Origin of the sequence: Streptomyces sp. TG1A-60, assembly GCF_037201975.1 — a bacterium.
GTDB lineage: Bacteria > Actinomycetota > Actinomycetes > Streptomycetales > Streptomycetaceae > Streptomyces.
Genome location: NZ_CP147520.1, coordinates 974,427 through 997,680, shown reverse-complemented (window position 1 = coordinate 997,680; position 23,254 = coordinate 974,427). Strand labels below are relative to the sequence as shown.

General features: G+C 71.2%; 19 protein-coding genes and 1 pseudogene. 10 read left to right on the top strand and 10 right to left on the bottom strand.

Annotated features, from left to right (window positions below):
* Positions 1-51 precede the first annotated feature (51 nt).
* Complete coding sequence (locus WBG99_RS03775) at positions 52-1,392, top strand: 6-phospho-beta-glucosidase (RefSeq protein ID WP_338894967.1); 1,341 nt, start codon at positions 52-54, stop codon at positions 1,390-1,392.
* A gap of 57 nt (positions 1,393-1,449) precedes the next feature.
* Positions 1,450-4,503 (top strand): glycoside hydrolase family 38 C-terminal domain-containing protein, encoded by a 3,054-nt coding sequence (locus WBG99_RS03770; protein WP_338894966.1) that lies wholly within the window; start codon positions 1,450-1,452, stop codon positions 4,501-4,503.
* A gap of 325 nt (positions 4,504-4,828) precedes the next feature.
* Here WBG99_RS03770 and WBG99_RS03765 read toward each other — a convergent pair.
* Positions 4,829-6,000, bottom strand: a pseudogene (locus WBG99_RS03765) (ATP-grasp domain-containing protein).
* Between the two features lie 276 nt (positions 6,001-6,276).
* Between WBG99_RS03765 and WBG99_RS03760 the strand changes: the two are divergent.
* From WBG99_RS03760 to WBG99_RS03750, 3 genes are read left to right on the top strand one after another with little or no spacing between them, the layout of a single operon-like run.
* Entirely contained in the window at positions 6,277-7,188 is a 912-nt protein-coding gene (locus tag WBG99_RS03760) for a metallophosphoesterase (RefSeq protein WP_338894965.1), read from the top strand.
* Entirely contained in the window at positions 7,133-7,840 is a 708-nt protein-coding gene (locus tag WBG99_RS03755; protein ID WP_338894964.1) for a 4'-phosphopantetheinyl transferase superfamily protein, read from the top strand. Before WBG99_RS03760 ends, WBG99_RS03755 begins: the two co-directional genes overlap by 56 nt.
* Positions 7,837-8,808 (top strand): class 1 isoprenoid biosynthesis enzyme, encoded by a 972-nt coding sequence (locus tag WBG99_RS03750; protein ID WP_338894963.1) that lies wholly within the window; start codon positions 7,837-7,839, stop codon positions 8,806-8,808. Before WBG99_RS03755 ends, WBG99_RS03750 begins: the two co-directional genes overlap by 4 nt.
* A 19-nt stretch (positions 8,809-8,827) precedes the next feature.
* Here WBG99_RS03750 and WBG99_RS03745 read toward each other — a convergent pair whose 3' ends face one another.
* The 5 genes from WBG99_RS03745 to WBG99_RS03725 form a co-directional block, all read right to left on the bottom strand.
* A complete protein-coding gene (locus WBG99_RS03745; protein WP_338894962.1) occupies positions 8,828-9,055 on the bottom strand; it encodes a hypothetical protein in 228 nt (75 codons plus the stop codon).
* 197 nt (positions 9,056-9,252) lie between these two features.
* Positions 9,253-10,680 (bottom strand): FAD-dependent monooxygenase, encoded by a 1,428-nt coding sequence (locus tag WBG99_RS03740; protein ID WP_338894961.1) that lies wholly within the window; start codon positions 10,678-10,680, stop codon positions 9,253-9,255.
* Positions 10,673-11,872 (bottom strand): MAB_1171c family putative transporter, encoded by a 1,200-nt coding sequence (locus WBG99_RS03735; RefSeq protein WP_338894960.1) that lies wholly within the window; start codon positions 11,870-11,872, stop codon positions 10,673-10,675. The genes WBG99_RS03740 and WBG99_RS03735 overlap by 8 nt, the downstream gene beginning before the upstream one ends.
* Before the next feature lie 37 nt (positions 11,873-11,909).
* Positions 11,910-12,440 carry a toxin-antitoxin system, toxin component gene (locus WBG99_RS03730; RefSeq protein ID WP_338894959.1) on the bottom strand — a complete coding sequence of 177 codons (531 nt, stop codon included), beginning with the start codon at positions 12,438-12,440 and terminating at the stop codon, positions 11,910-11,912.
* A gap of 31 nt (positions 12,441-12,471) precedes the next feature.
* Positions 12,472-13,128, bottom strand: coding sequence for a helix-turn-helix transcriptional regulator (locus WBG99_RS03725; protein WP_338894958.1), 657 nt, complete (start codon positions 13,126-13,128; stop codon positions 12,472-12,474).
* Positions 13,129-13,402: 274 nt separating this feature from the next.
* On the opposite strand from WBG99_RS03725, the gene WBG99_RS03720 reads away from it, so the two are divergent.
* The gene (locus tag WBG99_RS03720; RefSeq protein ID WP_338894957.1) at positions 13,403-14,086 is read left to right on the top strand and encodes a hypothetical protein; all 684 of its coding nucleotides are present in this window, start codon (positions 13,403-13,405) and stop codon (positions 14,084-14,086) included.
* 231 nt (positions 14,087-14,317) lie between these two features.
* Here WBG99_RS03720 and WBG99_RS03715 read toward each other — a convergent pair whose 3' ends face one another.
* From WBG99_RS03715 to WBG99_RS03705, 3 genes are read right to left on the bottom strand one after another with little or no spacing between them, the layout of a single operon-like run.
* Entirely contained in the window at positions 14,318-15,271 is a 954-nt protein-coding gene (locus WBG99_RS03715; protein ID WP_338894956.1) for a PDR/VanB family oxidoreductase, read from the bottom strand.
* Entirely contained in the window at positions 15,268-15,450 is a 183-nt protein-coding gene (locus tag WBG99_RS03710; protein ID WP_338894955.1) for a hypothetical protein, read from the bottom strand. The genes WBG99_RS03715 and WBG99_RS03710 overlap by 4 nt, the downstream gene beginning before the upstream one ends.
* Positions 15,447-16,511, bottom strand: a complete 1,065-nt coding sequence (locus WBG99_RS03705; protein WP_338894954.1) for an aromatic ring-hydroxylating dioxygenase subunit alpha — start codon at positions 16,509-16,511, stop codon at positions 15,447-15,449. Before WBG99_RS03705 ends, WBG99_RS03710 begins: the two co-directional genes overlap by 4 nt.
* Before the next feature lie 988 nt (positions 16,512-17,499).
* Between WBG99_RS03705 and WBG99_RS03700 the strand changes: the two genes are divergently transcribed.
* The 3 genes from WBG99_RS03700 to WBG99_RS03690 all read left to right on the top strand — a co-directional run bounded on the left by WBG99_RS03700 (position 17,500) and on the right by WBG99_RS03690 (position 20,666).
* On the top strand, positions 17,500-17,943 hold the full coding sequence (locus tag WBG99_RS03700) for a MerR family transcriptional regulator (protein ID WP_338894953.1): 444 nt from the start codon (positions 17,500-17,502) through the stop codon (positions 17,941-17,943).
* On the top strand, positions 17,940-19,541 hold the full coding sequence (locus WBG99_RS03695; protein ID WP_338894952.1) for a peptide chain release factor 3: 1,602 nt from the start codon (positions 17,940-17,942) through the stop codon (positions 19,539-19,541). The genes WBG99_RS03700 and WBG99_RS03695 overlap by 4 nt, the downstream gene beginning before the upstream one ends.
* A gap of 333 nt (positions 19,542-19,874) precedes the next feature.
* Positions 19,875-20,666, top strand: coding sequence for a hypothetical protein (locus WBG99_RS03690; protein WP_338894951.1), 792 nt, complete (start codon positions 19,875-19,877; stop codon positions 20,664-20,666).
* Positions 20,667-20,786: 120 nt separating this feature from the next.
* Here the strand turns inward: WBG99_RS03690 and WBG99_RS03685 are convergent, their stop codons facing one another.
* Positions 20,787-21,200 (bottom strand): MerR family transcriptional regulator, encoded by a 414-nt coding sequence (locus WBG99_RS03685; protein WP_338894950.1) that lies wholly within the window; start codon positions 21,198-21,200, stop codon positions 20,787-20,789.
* Between the two features lie 409 nt (positions 21,201-21,609).
* Here WBG99_RS03685 and WBG99_RS03680 point away from each other — a divergent pair, with 409 nt between their 5' ends.
* Entirely contained in the window at positions 21,610-23,112 is a 1,503-nt protein-coding gene (locus WBG99_RS03680; RefSeq protein WP_338894949.1) for a SulP family inorganic anion transporter, read from the top strand.
* The last annotated feature ends 142 nt before the right edge of the window (positions 23,113-23,254 follow it).

Below are 23,254 nucleotides of genomic sequence, written 5' to 3'. Positions count from 1 at the left end.
GTCGGACGACGATCTCCGTACGTGTGTACGATCGATGAAGGTGGTAATTGCGTGAGGCTGACGATTCTGGGCGGCGGAGGATTCCGGGTGCCCCTCGTCCACGGGGCGCTCCTCGGGGACCGCGGCGAGGACCGGGTCACCCATGTCGTCCTGCACGACCTGGACGCCGAGCGGCTCTCCGCCGTCACCCGCGTGCTCGCCGAGCAGGCCGCCGACGTCCCCGGCGCCCCCGAGGTGACCGCCACCACCGACCTCGACGAGGCCCTGCGCGGCGCCGACTTCATCTTCTCCGCGATCCGCGTCGGCGGCCTGGAAGGCCGTGCGAACGACGAGCGGGTGGCGCTCGCGGAAGGCGTCCTCGGCCAGGAGACCGTCGGCGCCGGCGGCATCGCCTACGGCCTGCGCACGGTCCCCGTCGCCGTCGACATCGCCCGGCGGGTGGCCCGCCTCGCCCCCGACGCCTGGCTCATCAACTTCACCAACCCGGCCGGCCTGGTCACCGAGGCGATGTCCCGCCACCTCGGCGACCGCGTCATCGGCATCTGTGACTCACCCGTGGGCCTCGGCCGGCGCATCGCCCGCGTCCTCGGCGTCGAGAACCCCGAGGAGGCCTGGATCGACTACGCCGGCCTCAACCACCTCGGCTGGGTCCGCGGCCTGCGCGTCGCCGGCCGCGACGAACTCCCGCGCCTCCTCGCCGACCGAGCCCTCCTCGGCTCCTTCGAGGAGGGCAGGCTCTTCGGCGTCGACTGGGTCCGGTCCCTCGGCGCGATCCCGAACGAGTACCTGCACTACTACTACTTCAACCGCGAGGCCGTACGCGCCTACCAGGCGGCCGAGAAGACCCGCGGCGCCTTCCTGAAAGACCAACAGGCCCGCTTCTACGAGGAGATGCGGCGCCCCGACGCCCACGCACTCAAGGCCTGGGACCGCACCCGCGCCGAACGCGAGGCCACCTACATGTCGGAGAACCGCGAGACGGCGGGCGCCGGCGAACGCGACGCCGACGACCTCTCCGGCGGCTACGAGAAGGTCGCCCTCGCCCTGATGCGGGCCATCGCCCGCGACGAGCGCACCACCCTCATCCTCAACGTCCGCAACAAGGCCACCCTCTCGTCCCTCGACACCGAGGCCGTCATCGAGGTGCCCTGCCTGGTCGACGCCAACGGCGCCCACCCCGTCGCCGTCGCCCCCCTGCCCGACCACGCCACCGGCCTGGTCAGCGCGGTCAAGGCCGTCGAACGCGAGATCCTGGCCGCCGCCGAGGCCGGCTCCCGCGCCACCGCGGTGAAGGCCTTCGCGCTGCACCCGCTCGTGGACTCCGTGAACGTCGCCCGCCGTCTGGTCGAGGGTTACACGGCCGTCCACCCCGGCCTCGGATACCTGAAGTGACCCTGGGAAGCTTCCCCCTGCTCATCCCCAGCCGCACCCGCGAGGAGACGTACGGCCATGCATGACGAACGCCGCCGCATCGAGGAACGCGTCGAGCGCGTCCACACCCAGCGCATCAAGCCCGCCCTCTACGCGGCCTCCGTGCCCTTCGAGGTCGAGGCCTGGCAGGCGGCGGGCGAGCCCGTCCCCTTCGAGGAGGCCGCAGCCGCCTCGTACACACCCTTCGCCATGGACACCCCGTGGGGCCCGCCCTGGGGCACGACATGGTTCCGGATGCGCGGAGAGGTACCCGCAGTGTGGGCGGGCCGCCGCGTCGAGGCGGTCATCGACCTCGGCTTCGTCGGCGGCTGGCCCGGCAACCAGGCCGAGGCCCTGGTCCACCTCACCGACGGCACCCCGCTGAAGGCGGTCAACCCGCTCAACCAGTACGTCCCGATCGGTAACCCCGTCAGCGGCGGCGAGACCGTCGACTACCTGGTCGAGGCGGCCTCCAACCCCGACATCCTCGCCGACGACTTCTCGAAGATCACGCCGCTGGGCGACATCCTCACCGCCGGCGACAAGCCGCTGTACGTCTTCCGGCGCGCCGACATCGCCGTTCTCGACGAGGAGGTCTTCCACCTCGACCTGGACCTACAGGTGCTGCGCGAACTCATGGTCCACCTCGGCGAGCACGAACCCCGCCGCCACGAGATCCTGCATGCCCTGGACCGGGCCATGGACGCCGTCGACCTCGACGACGTCTCCGGCAGCGCCACCGCCGTCCGCGAGGTCCTCACCCCCGTCCTCGCCAAGCCCGCCCACGCCAGCGCCCACACCATCTCCGGCGTCGGCCACGCCCACATCGACTCGGCCTGGCTGTGGCCCATCCGCGAGACCAAGCGGAAGACGTCCCGCACCTTCTCCAACGTCACCGCCCTGGCCGACGAGTACGAGGACTTCGTCTTCGCCTGCTCCCAGGCCCAGCAGTACGAGTGGGTGCGCGACAACTACCCGCACGTCTGGGAGCGCATCAAGAAGTCCGTCGAGAAGGGCCAGTGGGTGCCCGTCGGCGGCATGTGGGTGGAGTCCGACGGCAACCTGCCCGGCGGTGAGGCCATCGCCCGCCAGCTGATCCACGGCAAGCGGTTCTTCATGGAGCACTTCGGCGTCGAGACCAAGGGCGTCTGGCTGCCGGACTCCTTCGGCTACAACGCCTCCTACCCGCAGCTCGCCAAGCTCGCCGGCAACGAGTGGTTCCTCACCCAGAAGATCTCCTGGAACCAGACCAACAAGTTCCCCCACCACACCTTCTGGTGGGAGGGCATCGACGGCACCCGCATCTTCACCCACTTCCCGCCGGTCGACACCTACAACGCCCGCTTCAGCGGCGCGGAGATGGACCGCGCCGTCCGCAACTACCGGGAGAAGGGCGCCGGCACGCGTTCCCTCGCCCCCTTCGGCTGGGGCGACGGCGGCGGCGGTCCCACCCGCGAGATCATGGAACGGGCCCGCCGCCTGGCCGACCTGGAAGGCTCACCGAAGGTCGTCGTCGAACACCCCGACGAGTTCTTCGCCAAGGCCCGCGCCGAGTACGAGGACGCCCCCGTCTGGAACGGAGAGCTGTACCTGGAGCTCCACCGCGCCACGTACACCTCCCAGGCCCGCACCAAGCAGGGCAACCGCCGCTGCGAACACCTCCTGCGCGAGGCCGAGCTGTGGGCGACGACAGCCGCGCTCCACGCGCCGGAGTACACGTACCCGCACGAAAAGCTCGACCGCCTCTGGAAGACGGTCCTCCTCCACCAGTTCCACGACATCCTGCCGGGATCGTCGATCGCGTGGGTGCACCGAGAGGCGGAGGCGGAGTACGCGAGGGTGGCGAAGGAGCTGGAGGAGCTGACACGGGAGGCGGTCGCGGCTCTCGGCGGCGGCGACGCGCGTGTCTTCAACACCAGTCCGCGCGACCGTGCCGAGGTGGTCCGTACGCCCGGGGGTTCACCGGTGTACGTGAAGGCACCGGCCAACGGCAGCGCGCCGCTCACCCCCGCCGGGCTCCCGCACCCCGTCACCGCCTCCGGCCGCGTTCTCGACAACGGCCTCGTCCGCGTCGAGGTGGCCGAGGACGGCACCCTCGCCTCCGTCCGCGACCTGCGCGCCGACCGCGAGGTTCTCGGCGACAAGGGCAACCTGCTGCGCCTGCACACCGACCTCCCCAACTACTGGGACGCCTGGGACGTCGACAAGCACTACAGGAACCGCTACACGGATCTGCTGGACGCCGAGTCCGTCACGGTCGTCGAGGCGGACCCCCTTCTCGGCGCGATCCGCGTGGAGCGATCGTTCGGCAAGGGCTCACGGATCACCCAGACGATCACCCTGCGCGCCGGCAGCCCCCGGATCGACTTCGAGACGGACATCGACTGGCACGAGGCCGAGAAGTTCCTCAAGGCGGCCTTCCCGGTGGACGTCCGCGCCCCGCACTCCTCCGCCGAGATCCAGTTCGGCCACATCCAGCGTCCCACCCACACCAACACCAGCTGGGAGGCGGCCCGCTTCGAGGTCTCGGGCCACCGCTGGGTGCACATCGCCGAACCCGGCTACGGCGTCGCGGTCATCAACGACTCGACGTACGGCCACGACGTCTCCCGCACGGTCCGCGAGGACGGCGGTACGACCACCACCGTCCGCCTCAGCCTGGTCCGCGCCCCGCGCATCCCGGACCCCGAGGCCGACCAGGGCCGCCACCGCCTCACCTACGCGCTCCTGCCCGGCGCGAGCATCGACGACGCGGTCGCCGAGGGGTACGCCCTCAACCTGCCGCTGCGCGTCGCCGACGCGGCGGGCGCCCCGGAACCGGTCGTGTCCGTCACCGGCGAGGGCGTGACCGTCGAGGCGGTCAAGCTCGCCGACGACGCCTCCGGCGACGTCGTGGTCCGGCTCTACGAGTCCCGCGGCGGCCGGGCCCGGGGCGTCCTGCACACCGGTTTCCCGCTCGCCGGGGCCCAGCTCGCCGACCTGCTGGAGCGCCCGCTCGCGGAGGCGGCCACGGAGGGGAACGGCGTCCCGGTGACGCTGCGCCCGTTCGAGGTGCAGACGCTGCGGCTGGCAGTCCTTCCCATCAAGAATTAAGGAAGCGGTACATCAGCTGGTCGCGGCGGGTGCACCGCCCGCCGCGACCTACGGCACCCAGGACCACGGCACCTTCCGCCCCCAACTCGGCGACTGGTCCACCACCATCAAGTCCGGTCGCATCCATCCGGCCAGCCAGGCCGGCACCACCGCCGACCTGCCACCGCGCCTGAGGGAACTGGCCGGGGCCTGGGGCTCCCCCGACTGACCCGCTGCGCCTCCGCGCCCTGCCGGGTCCTCCATCTGCCATGTCCGTGCCGGGCACGGAGCGAAGGCAACGTCGAGGACGCCGAAATCCCCGGCGGGGACGCGGCTCCCGCGACAGTCAGACCGCCAGGGGGCGGTCGGCGGACGGCTTGCACACGACCGGGCCGGAGGCCGGGGCGTCCGGGGACGCGACGGCGAGGAGCCGCGCCTCCGCGGGCTCCGCGGCGACCGCCGGGGCGGCCAGGGCCTCCGGCTGGTGCGGCAGAGTCACGGTCCGCACCGGCCGCGCCCCCGAAACCACCGCGTAGTCCTGGCCCAGCCGCGTCGGCACGACATCACCCGGGTCCTCGCCCAGTGCCAACCGCACCGCCGCCCAAGGGGCGTTGATCCCGCACAGGGCGAGCTGGTGCAGCCCGCCCGCCGGACGCGTGTTGACGTCCATGAGGACCGGCTCGTCGCCGTACATCCGGAACTGAATGTTCGTCAGATAGTGGAGCGCGAAGGACTCGGCGATCCGTCGCGCCGGATCGATCCACGGCGGGTTGAGGGAGAACCCCCGACGCCGCCCGTTCTTGGTGCGGCCCACCGCCATGCGGATCCGTCCGTCGGGGCCGGTGAGGCAGTCGACGGACACCTCCGGCTGTTCGAGGCGCGGCATCACCATCCAGTCGACGGGCTCCCCGGCCGCCCGCACGGCCTCGACGACCATGTCCAGCTGCACGTACGGCGTCGGAAACCCGCTGAGCTGAGTGAGAGAGAAGGGGCGCGCGTGACGACGCGGAAGCCCACACCGCCCGCCCCGGACGCCGGCTTGAAGCACGCCCTGTGCCCGTCGGCCTCCAACTCCTCGACAGCGGCGAGGAGTTCGTCGGCGTTCGTCACCCGGAACCACGGCGGCACCGGAATGCCGTACGCCTGGACCGCCTCGTACGCGGTCCCCTTGTCCTCGAAGACCTCGATGGCCTCGGCGGGCGGCGCCAGCAGGGCCGTACCGACAGCAGTGAACTCCGCGCGGTGCGCCGCGATGGCCGCCTGGTGCAGCCGGGGCACGAACACGTCGATGCCGCGCTTGGCGCACTGGTCGAGCGCGTACTCGACGTACGCGGCGGGGGACAGGCCCTCGGGCTCCAGATCGGCGGTGTCGGCGGCGGCCAGGACGGGGGAGTCGGCGTCACCGTGCGTGGCATGGATGTCCACCGAACGAGCGTGCGGATTATGCCGCAGCTGATCCATGAAGAAGACGTTCTCCGCGTACGTGCGGTTGAGCCAGACGCGTACGGGAGAGACCATGCAGGCCGCCTTTCAAAGGTTCGCGGGCGCGGCGGAGCAGGCCGTGCCCGGCCGAGGGGGATGGAGGTATGCCGAACCGCCGTACGCGAAACGGGGGCGTGGCGGTGGTGTAGGAGGGATCATACGGCCACCGGGACCCCGGTTTTGGTCACGCGCGTGTTAATCCTCGTCAGGCGGGCGCGCCGCGACGTGTCCGGCGGCTCGGCAGGTCGGTCTTGTCGGCCGGTGGGCTCATGTGTTCTCGTGTTGATATTCGAGGGTCGGAAGGGAGCGCGGGTGGAGTCGAGAACCGGCCGTCACGGGAGTCTGCTGGCCATCAGCGATCTGCACATCGGCTATCCCGAGAACCGCGCCCTGGTCGAGCGCATGCGCCCCGAGTCGCCCGACGACTGGCTCCTCGTGGCCGGTGACGTCGCCGAGACCGTCGCCGACATCCGCTGGGCCCTCGCGACCCTCGCCGGCCGCTTCGCCAAGGTCGTGTGGGCGCCGGGCAACCACGAGCTGTGGACCCACCCCAGCGAGACCGTCCCCCACCGCGGCGTCGAGCGGTACGAACACCTCGTCGCCCTCTGCCGCGCACTGGGCGTCGTCACCCCCGAGGACCCGTACCCCCGCTGGGAGGGACCGGGCGGCCCGGTGGTCGTCGCGCCGCTGTTCCTGCTGTACGACTACTCGTTCCTGCCCAAGGGCTGCGCGACGAAGGACGAGGGCCTGGAGTACGCGTACGGCACCGGCGTGGTGTGCGCCGACGAGCGTGTGCTGTATGCCGACCCGTACCCGAGCCGCGACGACTGGTGCCGCTCCCGGGTCGCCGAGACCGAGCGCCGGCTCGCCGAGCTGCCGCCCGACCTGCCCACGGTGCTGGTCAACCACTACCCCCTGGACCGGCACCCGACGGACGTCCTGCACTACCCCGAGTTCGCCATGTGGTGCGGAACGGAGCTGACCGCCGACTGGCACCGGCGCTTCAACGTCGAGGTCATGGTCTACGGACATCTGCACATCCCGCGCACCACCTGGCTGGACGGCGTCCGCTTCGAAGAGGTGTCCGTGGGTTACCCCCGCGAGTGGCGGCCTCGTCCGGGACCTCCGGGCAGGCTGCGCCGCATTCTGCCGATGGAGGTCGGAACCGGTGATCGAGGAGCTGCTTCCGGGGTCGGTCGTGGTCGTGGAGGCGCACACCGATGACCCGGCCGCCGCGGCCGAGGGGATCGAGCTGTACCCCGAGGAGGAGGCGGTCATGGCCCGCGCGGTGCCGAAGCGGCGCCGCGAGTTCACCGTCGTACGCGGCTGTGCCCGGCAGGCCATGGAGAAGCTCGGCCTGCAGCCGCGGGCCGTCGTGCCCGGCGAGCGCGGTGCCCCCGGCTGGCCGGACGGGCTGACCGGCAGCATGACCCACTGCGAGGGGTACGCCGCCGCCGCGCTGGTCCGCGCCGCCGACCTCGCCTCCCTCGGCATCGACGCCGAGCTCCACGACGCCCTGCCCGAGGGCGTCCTGACGGCGATCGCGCTCCCCGCGGAGGAGGCCCGGCTGCGCCGTCTGACCGCCGACCACCCCTCGGTCCACTGGGACCGGCTGCTGTTCAGCGCCAAGGAGTCCGTCTACAAGGCCTGGTTCCCGCTCACCGGGCGGTGGCTGGACTTCTCGGAGGCCGACATCGAGGTGTCCGTCGACCCCGACGGCCGCTCCGGCCGGCTGCGCGCCGAACTCCTCGTACCGGGGCCGGTGGTGGACGGTCGTCGTATCGGTGCCTTCGACGGGAGCTGGACCGTCCGGCAGAGGCTGGTGGCGACGGCGGTTTCGATTCCCTTCCCCGCCCAGGACGAGGACGCCAGGTGACCCCCCTCTCCTATGTGGACCTGCACAGACAATTCTCGTCGGACATCGACGCGGAAATCGCGGCGGCTCTGGACGATCTCGGCCCGTCGTCCGGCGCGGTACGGAGATCCGTGTCCCGTCTGCTGGGCCACCAGCAGATGAAATACCCCCTGTCCGTCGTCCCGCTGCTCGTGCACGCCGCCGAGACCGGCACCCCGCTGCCGGCCGTTCCCCTGTCGGCCGTGCATGTCCTGTGGTGGACCTCCGCCTGCTATCTCGACGACCTCGCCGACGGCCACGGCACCCGCACTCCAGACGGACTCGGCACGGACGAGGCGCTGTTGGCGTCCGTCCTCAGCGGACAGGCCCTCCCCATCAGGGTCGTGCAGACACAGCCGGTCCCCGACTCGGTGCGCAACGCCCTCACCGGTGAGATCGTCAACTGCTGGATCCACGCCGTCGAAGGCCAGTTGAGGGACCTGCGCGGCGATGTCGAGAACGCCTCGCGGGACGCGGTCGTCGCCGCTTATCGCGGGAAATCCGGCGCACCCTTCAGAATGATCACCGCGATGGCCGCGATCCTCTCCGGCGCCGGGACCGAACGGACCGAACTGTGGCGGGAGTTCGGCGTTGTCTTCGGCATTCTCTGGCAGCTCTTCAACGACCAGGAGGACATTCTCTCCGGCCGTGACGAGGACCTGCGCAACGGCACGGTCACCCATCTCCTCGCCTGCGCCCTGGAAGAGACACCGACCGCGGCCCGGGCGCGGGTGGCGCAACTCGGCGTCGCCACGCGGAGTACCGAACAGGCCCGGACGGAACTCCGCGCCCTGTTGCTCGCCCCCGCCGTCCTGCGGCGCTACGAGAGGGACCTCGCCGCGTTCCGCGACGAGGCGTACCGCCTTCTCGACGAACTGGGCGGCGACGAGACCTACGTGCCGGCCCTGCGGCAGCTCGTTGGCCAGGCATCCGGCCTGTACCTGAGGTAGGACCCGGCGCGATCGGCGCTCAGACCTCCGGGCACCAACTGCGCAGCAACTCGAAGAACTCCTCCTCGTTGCCCGCGAGTCCGGCCGCCGTCAGTGCCTGCTCCGCCTCGGCGAGCGCGGTCGGCGGGACCACGGGTGGCCGACATGCCTGCGGCGGCCCGTCGAGGGCGGCTCGTACGGTCCCCAGCAGCCGCAGATAGGCCTGCACGGCGGCGCGCTCGCGGTCGGTCAGTACGGCGGTCGGCATCGAACGGCTCTCCCCTGGTCGGATCGGCGCAACTGCGTGCCCGTCCCGGCATACGGGTGGCACACCCCCAGCTTGCCGTCCGCCACTGACAATCCCGTTCCCCGCGCGCCGGTTCGCTCGCTCAGCGGAAGGGAAACGCCTTCGGGGCACCAGGCGGGACGGCCGCCCTCCACGAGTGACGGCCGCCGTCGCCGGGGCTACCGCGGTGATGTGCCCAGCACCGTCTCCCGCTCCTGGTCCGTCAGTGGCGGTCCCGTCAGCGGTGGTCTGACCGGGCCGCGCAGAACCGCCAGGGCGACCTCCGGCCGGACGAGGGCGCCGGCCGGCTCGGACAGGGTGAGCACGCCGACGAAGGCCCGGAAGACCAGGGGGCGGCCCACCGCGGTGCGCGTCAGGCGCTCCATGTAGCGGCTGAAGAGTTGTCGCAGGGCGTTCGGCTGTTTGCCGATGGCCTCCGGGTAGCGGATGTCCGTGCCGGTGGCCAGTTCCCAGGCGAGGCCCACCGGCACCGCCACGGCCTGCTGGACCCGGCGCGCGAGCCCGGGCGCCATGAGGCCGTGCGCGGCGACCCGCTCGCGCAGCGCGAGGGCGCTCTGTGCGGCGACCGACATGCCGTGGCCGTAGAGCGGGTTGTACGTGGCGACCGCGTCGCCGATCGCGACGAACCCGTCGGGCCAGCCGGACACCTTCTCGAAGAAGCGCCGCCGGTTGATCGTGCTGCGGGTGACCACGACGTCCGTCAGCGGTTCCGCGCGGGCTATCAGCTCGCCGACGACCGGATGCCGCACGCCACGCGCGAACTCCTCGAACTCGTCGGCGTCGGCGGTCGGTTGCCCCCCGCGGGTGCCCGACAGCGTCACCAACCAGCGTCCGCCCTCGATGGGCACGAGGGTGGCGCTCCGCCCCGGCACCGGCTGCGCCGCGTCCGGCTGCACATTGACCACCGGGTACTCCTCGGTTCCCGCGGGCGCCCGGAAGATCCGGCTGGCGTACACGAGACCCGAGTCGACCTCGTCGATCGGCGCCGGCGCGACGCCGAGGGCGTCCAGCCAGGCGGTGCCCCGCGAACCGCGCCCGGCGGCGTCCACCACCAGGTCGGCGGCGAGGACCCGCACCTCGCCCTCGGCGGGACGGATCCGCACCCCCGTGACGTGGGCGGCGTCGCCGTCCAGCCCCACGATCTCGGTGCGGTCGAGCACGGTGACCCCGGGTCCGGCGAGGAGCCGCGCGCGGACGACCGACTCCAGCAGATCGCGGCTGCACGCGATCATGAACTGCATCTCCGGCCAGCGCCGCACCCAGCCCCGGGCCGAGAGGGACACCAGGCCCGTCGGCAGCGGGATGCGCCGGGCCCCCGCCGCCAGCCAGGCGTCCGTGACGCCGGGCAGCAGTTCCTCCATCGCCCGGACACCCCCGGACCACAGCAGATGGGAGTGACGGGCCTGCGGGACGCCCTTGCGGGGCTCCGGCCCCTCGGGCAGCGCGTCCCGCTCGACGAGGGTGACCTCGGCGTGGTCGCGCAGCGCGGCGGCGGCCAGCAGGCCGCCCAGGCCCGCGCCGACGACGACGGCACGCCGGGCACCGGTGACGGCGGTGTCGGGTGGGACGCTAACGGGTTCACTCATGGCAGTCGCTCTCTGGCCTGGTCGCGGCGGCCCATTCACGGGCAGCCGCTACAACGGGTGACTGACGTAGGGCGATGGACATCCGTACGAGGTCACGGGGGTTCTCGGCCGGCGGGGCGGGGGCGTCGGCCGGGGCCGAGCTGATGACCCTGCCCTCAGGGTCGTCCTCCCGGGCCCGCACCGCCGCCGTCACCATCGCCGCGTCGGCCTCGGCCCGCGCCTGGACGGGTTCGGAGCCCGCGGCGACGGCGGCGTCGTACGCCTTGGCCCGCACCTCGGAGTCGAAGTACGGGTACAGGCTGAGCATGCCGTCGTGGATGTCGGACTCGCGCTGTGTCATCTGGAGCTGGGCCGGCGCCCACCAGGAGATCCGCACATCATGGCTCGCCTGTGCCCAGACGGGGCGCAGCTCCCGCCACAGCGGGCCGAGCCGGCGGTACATGGACCAGGTGGTCCAGGAGTCCCCGAGGCGCTCTCCCGCCAGCGGCAGACAGAAACCCAGCGCGCACACCTGGGCGCCCACGGACGACAGCACCGGGGCGACGTACGTGCTCAGGTAGTCCAGGTCGCCGCCCTGCCAGCGGGCCACCACGGCGATCAGCTTGACCGCGGCGAACGGGACGTTGACCAGGAAACCGAGCGCGATGATCATCAGTCCGGCGCGCAGCCAGCCGCGTACCTGGAGGGCCCAGCGCCAGCACATCACGTTCATCGCGACGCCCGCGACGGTGAACCCGACCAGATACAGCACGATCATCTCCCGCAGGAACGGGGTGCCGGCGTAGTACGTGTCGAAGTCCCGCACCCGCTCCACGGGGGCGTCACCGAGCACGAACAGCAGCACGATCGCCGCACACACCGTGCCGTACCCGGTGATCCAGCGGCGCGAGAGGCGGCGCGTCGTCTCGGGCGGGCCGCCGCGCCAGTTGGTGATCAGCACCAGACAGGAGCCGCTGAAGGCACTCAGCAGGAAGTAGACGACGGCCGCCGACATGTTGGTGACGCCGGTGACGCGGTTGACCTCGATGATCGTAGGCGGTGCGGCGAAGCAGAAGACCAGGGCGGCCAGCGTCATCAGCGCGCACACGGACCTGATCAGGGGGTCCCCCCAGTTCCGCAGCAGCGCGGGCAGCTTGAGGGCGAGGGCGATCGTCATCGCGGCGGCCGGAACGTAGTAGCTGGACCCGTCCATGTCTTCGGCGTTCTCGGCGTCTCGGCGTCTCGGCCGCTCAGCCCTGCGGTCCGCGGTAGCCCAGCGAGGCCCCGATACGGCCGGCCAGGTGATCGCGGCGCACGGGCCCGCGCAGCGCCGAACCGGCGAGCCACGTACGGCACTTGCTGGCCAGCAGCAGTCCGAAGCTCTCGGCGTCCTGCTCGTCCGCCAGGTCGAAACGGGTGCGGGCGGCCACCTTCAGCACGGCCGCCCGGAGGTCGGCGTTCTGGCTCAATAAGCGCGCGGCGACCGCGGTGCCCTCCACATGATGGCCGCAGTGCCCGGCCTGCATGTGCCACAGCTCATGGCCGAGAATCACCAACTGGTGGTCGGGGGCGGTGCGTTCCTCGATGACGACCAGGTCCTGCTCGGCCATGTCCAGCCACAGCCCGCTGGCGGTGCCGGGCGGGAAGGCGGCCGTGCGGTACTGGACGGGACGGCCGCGGCGTCTGCTCATGGCGTCGCACAGGGCGCCATAGAGGTCGGCGGGGTCCGCCGGTGCCGGCAGGGTGAGTTCGCCGACCAACTCGCCGCACAGACGACGCATTTCCTTTCCGATGCCCACAGATCTCCCCCGGTCAGGACTCGGGCCGCTTGACGCTCTCCAGCAGCATGTCCAGCCACTCCGCGACCTTGTCGCGGTGCTGGTCGGTGGGCAGCTGCGCCGCCCGCCAGGCGATGGAGCGCACACCGTGGTTCTGCAGCAGCCGCTGCAACGGGTCGTCGACGGCCTCGACCGCCGCGCGCTCACGGTCGGCGAGCTGCTGGAGGAGCTCCTGCTCGGTCCGCATCAGGGCGCTCGCCAGCGCCTCGGGATCCTCGGCGGTGAGGAAACCGGCGTGCACTCTGAAGAAACGCTGGATGGCGTCGCAGTGCTCCATCGTGGGGCGCCGGTCCCCGTTGATCAGGGCGCCCGCCTGCTGGCGCGACATTCCGGCGCCGTCAGCGATCTCCTGCTGGGTGTACTTGCGGCCGCCCGGCTTGAGCCGGGTGCGTCGCAGCAGGTCCAGGCGCTGCAGGAAACGGGCCTGGATGTCCGGCTCGCCGGCGCGCTGCCCGCTCAGCAGGGACTTCACCACCGCCTCCGGCACACCGGAGGCGACCGAGAGCCGTCGGGTGTCGAAGACCTCCGCGTGCGGTACGCGCAACTTGTCCGCCAGCGCGGTGACACGGGCCACGACGGCCGGCAGCAGAACCGTCGCCGCGGCGTCCGGAACCTCGAAGCCATCCGTCACCGACAGATCTCCTACGTCTCTCTCAGGCCAATTTCGCGGTACTGCGGAATCCGTGGATCCAAGCCTGGCGCGAGACCCTGGTCCCGGCAAGTACACCGTGAACTGCGGGGAGACTAGCGGTTCGGTCGAACCCCCATCCAGACATCGCCACAACTGTGGCGAGATTCAGCCGTCAACCGGCACTAAATGCCACGATAGTTGACACGACTCCGCTCAGGGCAGGAGGATCAAGGCGCCGCGTGAAGGCCGCATAGGCAAGAGGGGTGACCTCCCGATGGCATATCAGGCAGGAGGGCAGCGGTCGGTACCGCGGCCCGTCCCCGACAGTCTCGAAGCCCAGGAAGCACAGGCGTACCTCCAGGACTACGCCGCGCTGCTGCAGTCCGTTCCGTTCCCGTCCGTAGTCCTCGACCACCGCTGGGACGTCGTTCTCGCCAACCCCGCGTTCCACGCGCTCTTCGGCGGCGTGGGACCGCACCCGAGCGCCATGCCTGGCGACAACTTCCTCCGCTTCGTGCTGTTCCACCCGGACGCCGCCACCATCCTCGGCGACCACGAGCCCAGCTGGTGCCTGCCGATGCTCGCCCACTTCGCCGCCGCCGTGGAACGGCACCCCCAGGATCGGGGCCTGCAGTCCACCCGTCGGGACATCGCCCAGGACCCGATCATGGACGCCGCCTACCGCCACGGCCTCCCGCACTGGCTCCGCACGGCCGGCCCCGAGGCGGGCCGGCACGACGGCGCCGTGCGCCCCCTGATCCACCCCGACCCGCGCTGGGGCGCCACCTTCTGCCGGGTCGTCGCCGAGACCTCCGACGCGCTTCGCGACATGGGCTACACCCGTATGACCCTGGTCCTGCGCGAGGTCAGCCGGCAGCCCGAACCCGTACGCAGGCCGCGCCACACCCGGCGCGCCCCGGCGGGCCACCTGAGCGTGGTGCCCTCACCCGAGAGGTGAGCCGCGCCTGGAGGAGGGGCTCAGGTCGGTCGCCGTCCCGTACGGGAGCGGGCCGGCGAGGTGGTGGCCGGCGTGAACATCCCCGTGCACGCCGGCCGCACCTCCGTGGAGTCGGTACGCCGAGACAGACCTGCTGCCCCCTCTGCCGGCCGCCGTCGCCCGGATCGAGGCCGACCTCTGCGTGGCCGGGCCGCCCACGGGCGGCCGGGCGCCGCCATGAGCCCGGCGCCGCTACAGGTCGAGCACCAGCCGTGACCCCCGGCACCGGGACACACAGATGAGCATGGTCTCCCCGGCCTCGCGCTCCTCGTCGCTCAGCACCGAGTCGCGGTGGTCGGGGGTGCCCTCCAGGACGTCCGTCTCACACGTTCCACAGGTGCCCTCGGCGCAGGAGTAGAGCACCTCCACCCCGGCGGCCCGCACGGTGTCGAGCACGGAGACGCCGACGGGAACCGTGACGGTTCTGCCCGTCCGCTCCAGGACCACCTCGAACTCGCTGTCGGGACCGGTCTGTTGCTCCTTCGGCTGGAACCGCTCGACCCGCAGCGCCCGCCCCGGACACCGAGCTTCGACCGCGTCGAGCAGCGGGCCGGGACCGCAGCAGTAGACGAGGGTGCCCTCGGGCAGGTCGTCGAGGACCGGACCCAGGTCGAGCAGCCCGGTCTCGTCCTGCGGCGCGACGGTGACCCGCTCCCCGTACGCGCCCAACTCCTCCTGGAACGCCATGGACGCACGGCTGCGCCCGCCGTACAGCAACGACCACTGCGCGCCCGCCGCCTCGGCCGCTGCCAGCATCGGCAGGATCGGCGTGATGCCGATGCCGCCGGCCACGAACCGGTAGCGGGGCGCCGGCTCCAGGGCGAAGTTGTTGCGCGGCCCACGCACCCGGACCTTGTCGCCCGGCGCCAACTCCGTGTGTACATAGGCCGATCCGCCGCGTCCGTCGGGCTCCCGGAGGACCCCGATGCGCCACGCCCTCCGGTCCGCCGGGTCGCCGCACAGGGAGTACTGCCGCTCCAGCTCAGGCCCCAGCAGCGCGTCGATGTGCGCCCCCGGCTCCCAGGCCGGGAGTTCCTCGCCCAGTGGATGCCGCAGGGTGAGGGTGAGTACGCCGTCAGCCGCGAACTCCCGTCTGTCGACGACGAGTTCGCTTTCGTACGGCGACGCGGAGGATGGCGAGGTCATGAGCTGTTTCCTTGCGGCTCGTGTCCTTGGGGGTGGGCGAGCATCCACTCCCACATCTCGATGGGGTCCTGCGCGGTGTGCTCGCGCCCGCAGTGACAGGTGCCGTGCAGGATGTCCGTGCCCGGCAGCCAGTCGATGCGGTAGACCTCACCGGTCTCGAACGTGGGAGGTGTGCTCACTGGACCTTCTCCACCGGCTTCTCGCCCTGCTCGACCAGCCGGGCGAGGATGCGGCGGGCGGCCAGACCGCCGGTGTCGATGTTGATGCTCAGCTCCTGGTAGCCGGTCCGCTCGGTGCCCAGCGTCTCCTGGAGGAGGTTCAGCGCGTTGACGTCCTGCATGACGACCGTGTGGTTGTTGTTCCTGAGGAACTCGGAGACCTCCTCGTCCCCGGTCGCCCAGTCCCGCGAGACCATCCAGAAGTCGTACACCTTGCCGTCCGACGACGGTGTGATGGCGTACGTGATCTCCGTGTGGAAGCCGTTCGGGTCACTGCCGTCCGCCTCCGGCAGCACACCCACCGGGGCGATCCGGCTGTGCAGCAGATACAGACACGGGGCGAGGTACTCGATGTCCTGCCAGCGCGTGATCCGGCCCTCGATGCCGGTCGACCTCGCGTAGAACGGCGGGCACTCGGCGTCGTCCATGTGCCGGCTCACCCGCACGATGCCCGCGCCCTCGTCGACCTCGGTGGTGATCGGCGTCTCGGCGACCTCCGGGGTGCCGATGTAGCCGCCGTGCAGATAGGTCTCGTGCGAGAGGTCCAGGAGATTGTCGACCAGCAGCCCGTAGTCGGCGTCGATCGGCTCCATGCCGCGCACGGTGACCCAGCCGGGGGTGGCCAGATGCCTGGCGCGCGGGATGCTCTGCGGGTCGGCGAGCGCGGGGTCACCTATCCACACCCAGATCAGCGAGTCCTGCTCGACCACCGGGTACGAGGCGACCCGCGCCGTCCGCGGGATCCGCTTCTGCCCCGGCACGTACACACACGCGCCCGTCGTGTCGTACGTGAAGCCGTGGTACCCGCACACGATCCGGTCCCCGTCCAGCCCGCTCTCCGACAGCGGGTACCGCCGGTGCACACACCGGTCGTGCAGCGCCACCGGCGTCCCCTCCTCCTCGGTCCGGTAGAAGACGAGCGGCTCGCCCAGGATCGTACGACCGAGCAGCTCCCGCCCCACCTCTTGGGCGTAGGCGGCGACGTACCACTGGTTCCTGGCGAAGGCGGTCATGTGAGGCATGGGGGTTCCCGTCCCTGTCGGCGGGGCGTCGGCGCCCCGCGTGCCGTGGTTGGAATCAGGGTCGTGATGCTTGGGGCGGCTCGGCAAGGCGGCTTCTGCCAGACGGAAGGTCTTCCGTGGAAGGGCTGGTCAGGGCAGGGGTTCGCCTGACGGTGCCCACCAGCGCAGACGAGGGTGGCGCTGTTCTTCGGTTCACACCCGAACGAGCAGATCGACCAGCTCGCCGAGGCGTACGCCGACGAATCGGAGCTTCTACCCGCCGGTACCTAAGACGTCGCGGTGCGCGAGGCGGCGATCGTCTCTCCGCAGCCGCAGCCGCAGCCGCAGCCGCAGCCGCAGCCGCAGCCGCAGCCGCAGCCGCAGCCCGGCAGGGTGCGCCTCATCCTGGACAACGAGAAGATCACCGCGCCCGGGGACCAGCCTCTGCGCGTCACCCTGACCGACGGGGGCCTGCTCAGGGGCGGTGGCGACGCCTTCGGTTCCCGGTACTGGCGCGCCTGCGCTTCGAGCGGGTCTGGGGCGCCTACCGGCTGGACGTCGACGGCACGCCCGTGCACGACGTCCACGCCCCCTGCGCATCGAGACCTTCCCGGGCCGCCTGCACCTGTTGCACCCGTGAGAGGCGCCGACGCCCCGGGAGGGCAGGGCGGGCGGGTACCTCGCTTGCGGGGCGAACGGCTGTCGACGCCCGCGGGAACTGGTCCCGGACCTGTACCGTCCACAGTGCTCAGGTGAAGACGGCCTGCATACGGCGCGTCGGCGAGGACGGCGTGGCCCGTGGCCTGCCAGTGGCCGACGGCGCGGTCGGCCACCGCCCGTTGGGCCCCGGGGGACGGCGCCGCCTCTCGGGGGAAAGAGGCCGGCACCGCCTGACGTCGACGGACGGTCGGGGCCGCCTTCGTGGCAACGATTGCCAACCTACCCTAACGTCAGGGTAGGTTTGTGGTCCGGCAAGGGTGCCGGGCGGACGACGCGAGGCGGTGGGGTCGTGACCGGAAGGCTGATGCAGATCGGCGAGGTGTCCGAACGGACGGGGCTTTCCCTGCGGACGATCCGCCACTACGAGGACGTAGGCGTGGTGGCGCCCAGTGAGCGCAGTATGGGCGGCTTCCGCCTCTACGCCGAGGCCGAGGTGCGTCGGCTGGCGCTGGTACGTCGGATGCGGCCACTGGGCTTCTGTCTGGAGGACGTACGGGTCCTGCTGGAGAAGCTGCCCGAGGGTGGGGGACCTCTGCCGGAGAACGACGGGCAAGCACACGAGAAATTGGTGGAACAGTTGCGCAAGTACTGGGTCGAAGCGGACGCGCGGTGCGAGGATCTGCGCCGACAGTTGGGGCGGGCGGAGGGGTTCGCCCAGTCCCTGCACGGTCACTTGGCCCGCCTCGTGAACGCTGCCGCGGCAGCCGACGACGGTACGGAGGCCGTGCGATGAGTGCGAGCAGCGACTGGGCGGCGTCCGAGGGCGGCCGGCGGCGTACGTTCGCGGTGATCAGCCACCCCGACGCGGGCAAGTCCACCCTGACCGAGGCCCTCGCCCTGCACGCGCACGCGATCACCAAGGCGGGTGCGGTGCACGGCAAGTCGGGGCGGCGCGGGGTGGCCTCGGACTGGATGGAGATGGAGAAGACCCGGGGTATCTCCGTCACCTCCGCCGTGCTGCAGTTCGCCCACCGCGACTGTGTGCTCAATCTGCTGGACACGCCCGGTCACGCGGACTTCTCCGAGGACACCTACCGGGTGCTGGCGGCGGTGGACTGCGCGGTGATGCTCGTCGACGCGGCCAAGGGCCTGGAGGAGCAGACCCGCAAGCTCTTCGACGTCTGCCGGCACCGCGGCATCCCGGTGATCACGTTCGTCAACAAGTGGGACCGGCCCGGCCGTGAGGCGCTGGAGCTGCTGGACGAGATCGAACGCGAGTTCCGTCTCAAGCCCACTCCCGTCGTCTGGCCGGTCGGCGACGCCGGATACATGCGCGGCCTGATCGACGTACGTCAACCCGGGCGGATGCTGCGCTACACCCGTGCCCCCGGCGGCGCCCACGAGGCGATCGAGGAGACCGTCCCGGCCGAGCAGGCAGCCGCCGAGGACGGTGCGGACTGGGACAAGGCCACCGAGGAAGTGGAACTGCTGCACGCCGACGACGCCGTGCACGACCAGGAGTCGTTCCTGGCGGGCCGGACCACGCCGGTGTTCTTCGGCGCGGCGATCTCCAACATCGGTGTACGGCTCCTGCTGGACGCCGTCGTGGACCTCGCCCCGCCACCGTCACCCCGGGAGCTGGAAGGGGGCGGCAGCCGTCCGGTGGACGCGCCGTTCTCGGGGTTGGTGTTCAAGGTGCAGGCCAACATGGACCCCGCTCACCGCGACCGGATCGCGTTCATGCGGGTCTGCTCGGGGATCTTCGAGCGCGGCATGACCGTCACTCGCGCCGCTTCCGGCAAGCCGTTCGCCACCAAGTACGCGCACAGCGTCTTCGGTCAGGACCGCTCCATGGTCGACATCGCCTACCCCGGCGACGTCGTCGGCCTCGTCAACGCCACCGCACTGCGGGTGGGCGACACCTTGTACGCGGACCAGGCGGCGGTGTTCCCGCCGATGCCGACCTTCGCACCGGAGCACTTCGCCGTCGTCCGCCCGGTCGACCTCTCCCGCTCCAAGCAGTTCCGGCGAGGCATCGCTCAACTGGACGAGGAGGGTGTGGTCCAGGTCCTCGTCTCCGATCTGCGAGGAGACCAGGCACCGGTGCTCGCCGCGGTCGGACCGATGCAGTTCGACGTCGTCAGCGCCCGCATGGCCGGGGAGTTCTCCGCCGCCGTGCGACTGGAGACGCTGCCGTATCACCTGGCCCGCGCCACCGACACGTCCGGTGCGGAGGCTCTCAACCGCTCCCGCCTCGTCAAGGGCGAGGCCCTCACCCGTGTACGGGACAAGGCCCAGCTCGCCCTGTTCCCCGACCGCTGGCAGGCGAACTCCTTCGAGCGGGAGTTCCCCGACGCCCGGCTCGACCACCTCATCGCCGCCCACGACTGACGGCGAGCGGTGCCCGCGACGCCGCCGAGGGCCGCCCTGCGCCCGTGCGCTCGACCGCTGGGACACCCGGGCCGAGTCCGGCATGGGCACCGGCGCGGACCATCGAGCGGGGGAGAGACCGACCACGGCGTACGGAGGGGACGTCGTGTGCGACGCCCCGGCCAAAGCCGCAGGCGGTGCGGGGGGCGGCGCTCCGCCGCAGCCACTCGGGTGCCGATCGCCGGGCGGATTCCTGAGGCCGTCGAGGGCGGCCACCTCGGGACACGGAGCCTACCTTCACGTCACGGTAGAGTTTTTTGGTGTCCGGGGGAGTCGGCGTGGAAGGTGAGGGTCATGGCAGGCGCGATGACGTGCCCGTCGTGCGGTGAGCATGAGGAACTGCGCGGCGAGCCGGATGAAGGCGACATCAGGGTCACGTGTCTGCGCTGCGATGCCCAGTGGATGCGCGGCGCCCCGCGCTGTGCGAGTTGCGGCGGCCGGGACATCGCGCACCGCCCGCAGGCGATGACCCGCCACTCGCGCGGAACCCAGCTGTCCATCATCGGATGGCGCGACCTGCCGCTGTGCCGGACCTGCGACGCCGCGGCGCTGGAGACCTCCATCGCTCAGAACGTGCCCGTCCCCGGTGACTACGTCGCCGCCTGTCTGGGTGCGGCCCGTGGACCGGCGGAGACTCCCGACACGGCACCGGCGGTGCCCGTACCCGCCCCGAAGCCCACTTTGCCGACCGACCCGAAGCCCGCTCCCGCGCCCGCGGCGAAACCGGCTGCGGCGGCGAAGAGTTCACCGCCGCCGCCCCGACGGCCGAGCAGGCCGAAGGCGGGGTCGTCGCCGTCCGTGGTGCCCACCGTCCGGCAGGCCATCGCCGCCTTCATGACCGAGGCGTCGGGCGAGGCCGACGCCACCGCGATGCTGCTGCTGGGCACCCACCTCGGCTCCCACAACCGGCTCGGCGTCCTGGAGCAGGACGGCGCCCCCGACCGGCTCGCCGACTGGTGTCACGGGCACTGGGGAGACGGCGGTGACCGCGCCCAGCGGGCCCTCACCACGATCTGCCGCGCCATCGACTTCTGGGGTGCCCGAGGCTGGCTCGCCTCCGACCCGGCAGCAGGACTCCGCTCATGAAACGGCTGAAGAAGGGAAACGCCGAACCGGGTGCCGTCGGCGGCTGCTCGCGGTACGGCCGGGGCGATGCCTTGAGGAGCGCGGGGCGGGCCCTTCGCGGCGTATCGCGGCCGGAGCGGCTCATGCGCCGGAGCGGACGTCCGCATGGAGGCGGCGGCGCAGTGTGGCGGCGAAGTCCTCGGCCATCTCCAGACGGGCCCGGAGGGTCTCGCAGCGGGCGTCGACCACCTTGCGGTAGGAGTCCAGCCGCTCCCGCAGCCGTTCCAGCTCCTCGCCGGCCGGCGGGCCGTCCGTGGCGGCGAGGCGGTCGTTGATCTGAAGCAGGTCGCGCATCTCCTCCAGGGAGAAGTCCAGCGGCTTCATCCGGCGGATCACCATCAGTCGCTCGACGTCGGACTCCGTATACAGCCGGAAGCCGCCCTTGCTGCGGGCCGAGGGGATCACCAGACCCACTTCCTCGTAGTGGCGGATGGTGCGCAGCGACAAACCGGTCCGCTCGGCCACCTCGCCGATCTGCATCTGCCGCTCGCTCATCGCCGAGCCTCTCCCTTTGTCGTCCGCCCAGGTTTCAGAACTGTGAAGTGAGTCAGTCTACGTGAGATCAATCACAGGGTCTTGGCGGGGGTTTGCCTGCGTTTCGCAAGCCACCGCTCGCACTCTCTCGTCACGTCAGGGTAGAGTGTTGACGTGTTCGCCCCCGCCGTCCAGTCCACGGTAGAGGTGATCCTGCCGTAGAGCGGGCCCCGATCGGGCCCCGGGCGGCCCTGAAGACTTCCGGGCGATGACGCCCGACCCGGCAACCAGAGGTTGCCGTTCTGCCCGGCACCCGGCTCCCGCCTCGGCGCGGAGCCTTACGGCCGGAGATTCCCACACTTTGTGGAACCAAGGAGTACGACGCTGTGCGTCCGGCGGCATGGATGCACACCCGAACAGAAACGGTTGCATGTCCTCACTGCTGCCCGCGGCCCCCAAGTTCCGCCTGTCCAAGCCCGACTGGCTCGACTCGCCCAAGGTGTTCCGTACCGAGGTGCTGGCCGGCCTGGTCGTCGCCCTGGCGCTGATCCCCGAGGCGATCTCCTTCTCCATCATCGCCGGGGTCGACCCGGCCGTGGGTCTCTTCGCGTCGTTCACGATGGCCGTGGTCATCTCCGTCGTGGGTGGCCGTAAGGCGATGATCTCCGCCGCGACGGGTGCGATGGCCCTGGTCATCGCCCCGCTTAACCACGAGTACGGCCTCGGGTACCTGATCGCGGCCGTCATCCTCGGCGGCGTCTTCCAGGTGGTCCTGGGTGCGCTGGGAGTGGCGAAGCTGATGCGGTTCGTGCCGCGCAGCGTCATGGTCGGCTTCGTCAACGCCCTCGCGATCCTGATCTTCATGGCGCAGGTGCCGGAGATGCGGGACGTGCCCTGGGCCGTCTATCCGCTCATCGCCGCCGGCCTGGCGCTGATGGTGTTCTTCCCGAAGGTCACCACGGTGATCCCGGCGCCGCTGGTCTCCATCGTCGTCCTGACGGTGATCACGGTGGCGGCCGGGATCGCGGTGCCGAATGTCGGTGACAAGGGCGATCTGCCGTCCTCGCTGCCGGTGCCGGGCCTGCCGGATGTGCCGTTCACGATGGACACGCTGAGCACCATCGCCCCGTACGCGTTCGCGTTCGCGCTGGTCGGGCTGATGGAGTCGCTGATGACGGCCAAGCTGGTCGACGACATCACCGACACCCACTCGAACAAGACCCGCGAATCGCTCGGCCAGGGCGCCGCCAACATCATCACCGGCTTCTTCGGCGGCATGGGCGGCTGCGCCATGATCGGCCAGACGATGATCAACGTGCGGGTCTCCGGGGCCCGCACCCGGCTGTCGACGTTCCTGTCCGGCGTGTTCCTGATGGTGCTGTGCATCGCCTTCGGGCCGGTCGTCTCCGACATCCCGATGGCCGCCCTGGTCGCCGTGATGATCATGGTGTCGGTGGCCACCTTCGACTGGCACTCCGTCGCCCCGAAGACCGTCAAGCGGATGCCGGTCGGCGAGATGGCCGTCATGGTCATCACGGTCGCGTGCGTGGTGGCCACCCACAACCTCGCCATCGGCGTCGTCGTGGGCTGCATCACCGCCATGGTGATCTTCGCCAAGCGTGTCGCGCACCTGGTCAACGTCACCGGCGTGGTCGACCCCGACGGGAACCAGGTGGTGTACGCGGTCACCGGCGAGCTGTTCTTCGCCTCCTCCAACGACCTCGTCTACCAGTTCGACTACAAGGACGACCCGGACGACGTCGTCATAGACCTCTCCGACGCCCACATCTGGGACGCCTCCACCGTCGCCGCCCTGGACGCCATCGAGACCAAGTACGCCCAGCGCGGCAAGAAGGTCACCATCGTCGGCCTGAACAAGCCCAGCGCCGACATGCACGGGCGCCTCGCCGGACAGCTGACCGGCAGCCACTGACCGACCGGACCGGCCGCCCTTCCCCGACCACGGACGCAGCGGGGGAGGGCGGCCTTTCCGCGTACGGCCCTGGCCCGGGACAATGCCCTCAACGACCCAGAGCCCGGTCCGCGCATCCGGTGCCGCTCCTCGGGGACGAGGA

Excerpts from the sequence above, each read along its gene's own strand:
- WBG99_RS03770 (WP_338894966.1), top strand. The coding sequence starts at position 1,450 with ATGCATGACGAACGCCGCCGCATCGAGGAACGCGTCGAGCGCGTCCAC.
- WBG99_RS03745 (WP_338894962.1), bottom strand. The coding sequence starts at position 9,055 with ATGCCGACCGCCGTACTGACCGACCGCGAGCGCGCCGCCGTGCAGGCC.
- WBG99_RS03740 (WP_338894961.1), bottom strand. The coding sequence starts at position 10,680 with ATGAGTGAACCCGTTAGCGTCCCACCCGACACCGCCGTCACCGGTGCC.
- WBG99_RS03735 (WP_338894960.1), bottom strand. The coding sequence starts at position 11,872 with ATGGACGGGTCCAGCTACTACGTTCCGGCCGCCGCGATGACGATCGCC.
- WBG99_RS03730 (WP_338894959.1), bottom strand. The coding sequence starts at position 12,440 with ATGCGTCGTCTGTGCGGCGAGTTGGTCGGCGAACTCACCCTGCCGGCA.
- WBG99_RS03720 (WP_338894957.1), top strand. The coding sequence starts at position 13,403 with ATGGCATATCAGGCAGGAGGGCAGCGGTCGGTACCGCGGCCCGTCCCC.
- WBG99_RS03715 (WP_338894956.1), bottom strand. The coding sequence starts at position 15,271 with ATGACCTCGCCATCCTCCGCGTCGCCGTACGAAAGCGAACTCGTCGTC.
- WBG99_RS03705 (WP_338894954.1), bottom strand. The coding sequence starts at position 16,511 with ATGCCTCACATGACCGCCTTCGCCAGGAACCAGTGGTACGTCGCCGCC.
- WBG99_RS03695 (WP_338894952.1), top strand. The coding sequence starts at position 17,940 with ATGAGTGCGAGCAGCGACTGGGCGGCGTCCGAGGGCGGCCGGCGGCGT.
- WBG99_RS03690 (WP_338894951.1), top strand. The coding sequence starts at position 19,875 with ATGGCAGGCGCGATGACGTGCCCGTCGTGCGGTGAGCATGAGGAACTG.
- WBG99_RS03685 (WP_338894950.1), bottom strand. The coding sequence starts at position 21,200 with ATGAGCGAGCGGCAGATGCAGATCGGCGAGGTGGCCGAGCGGACCGGT.
- WBG99_RS03680 (WP_338894949.1), top strand. The coding sequence starts at position 21,610 with ATGTCCTCACTGCTGCCCGCGGCCCCCAAGTTCCGCCTGTCCAAGCCC.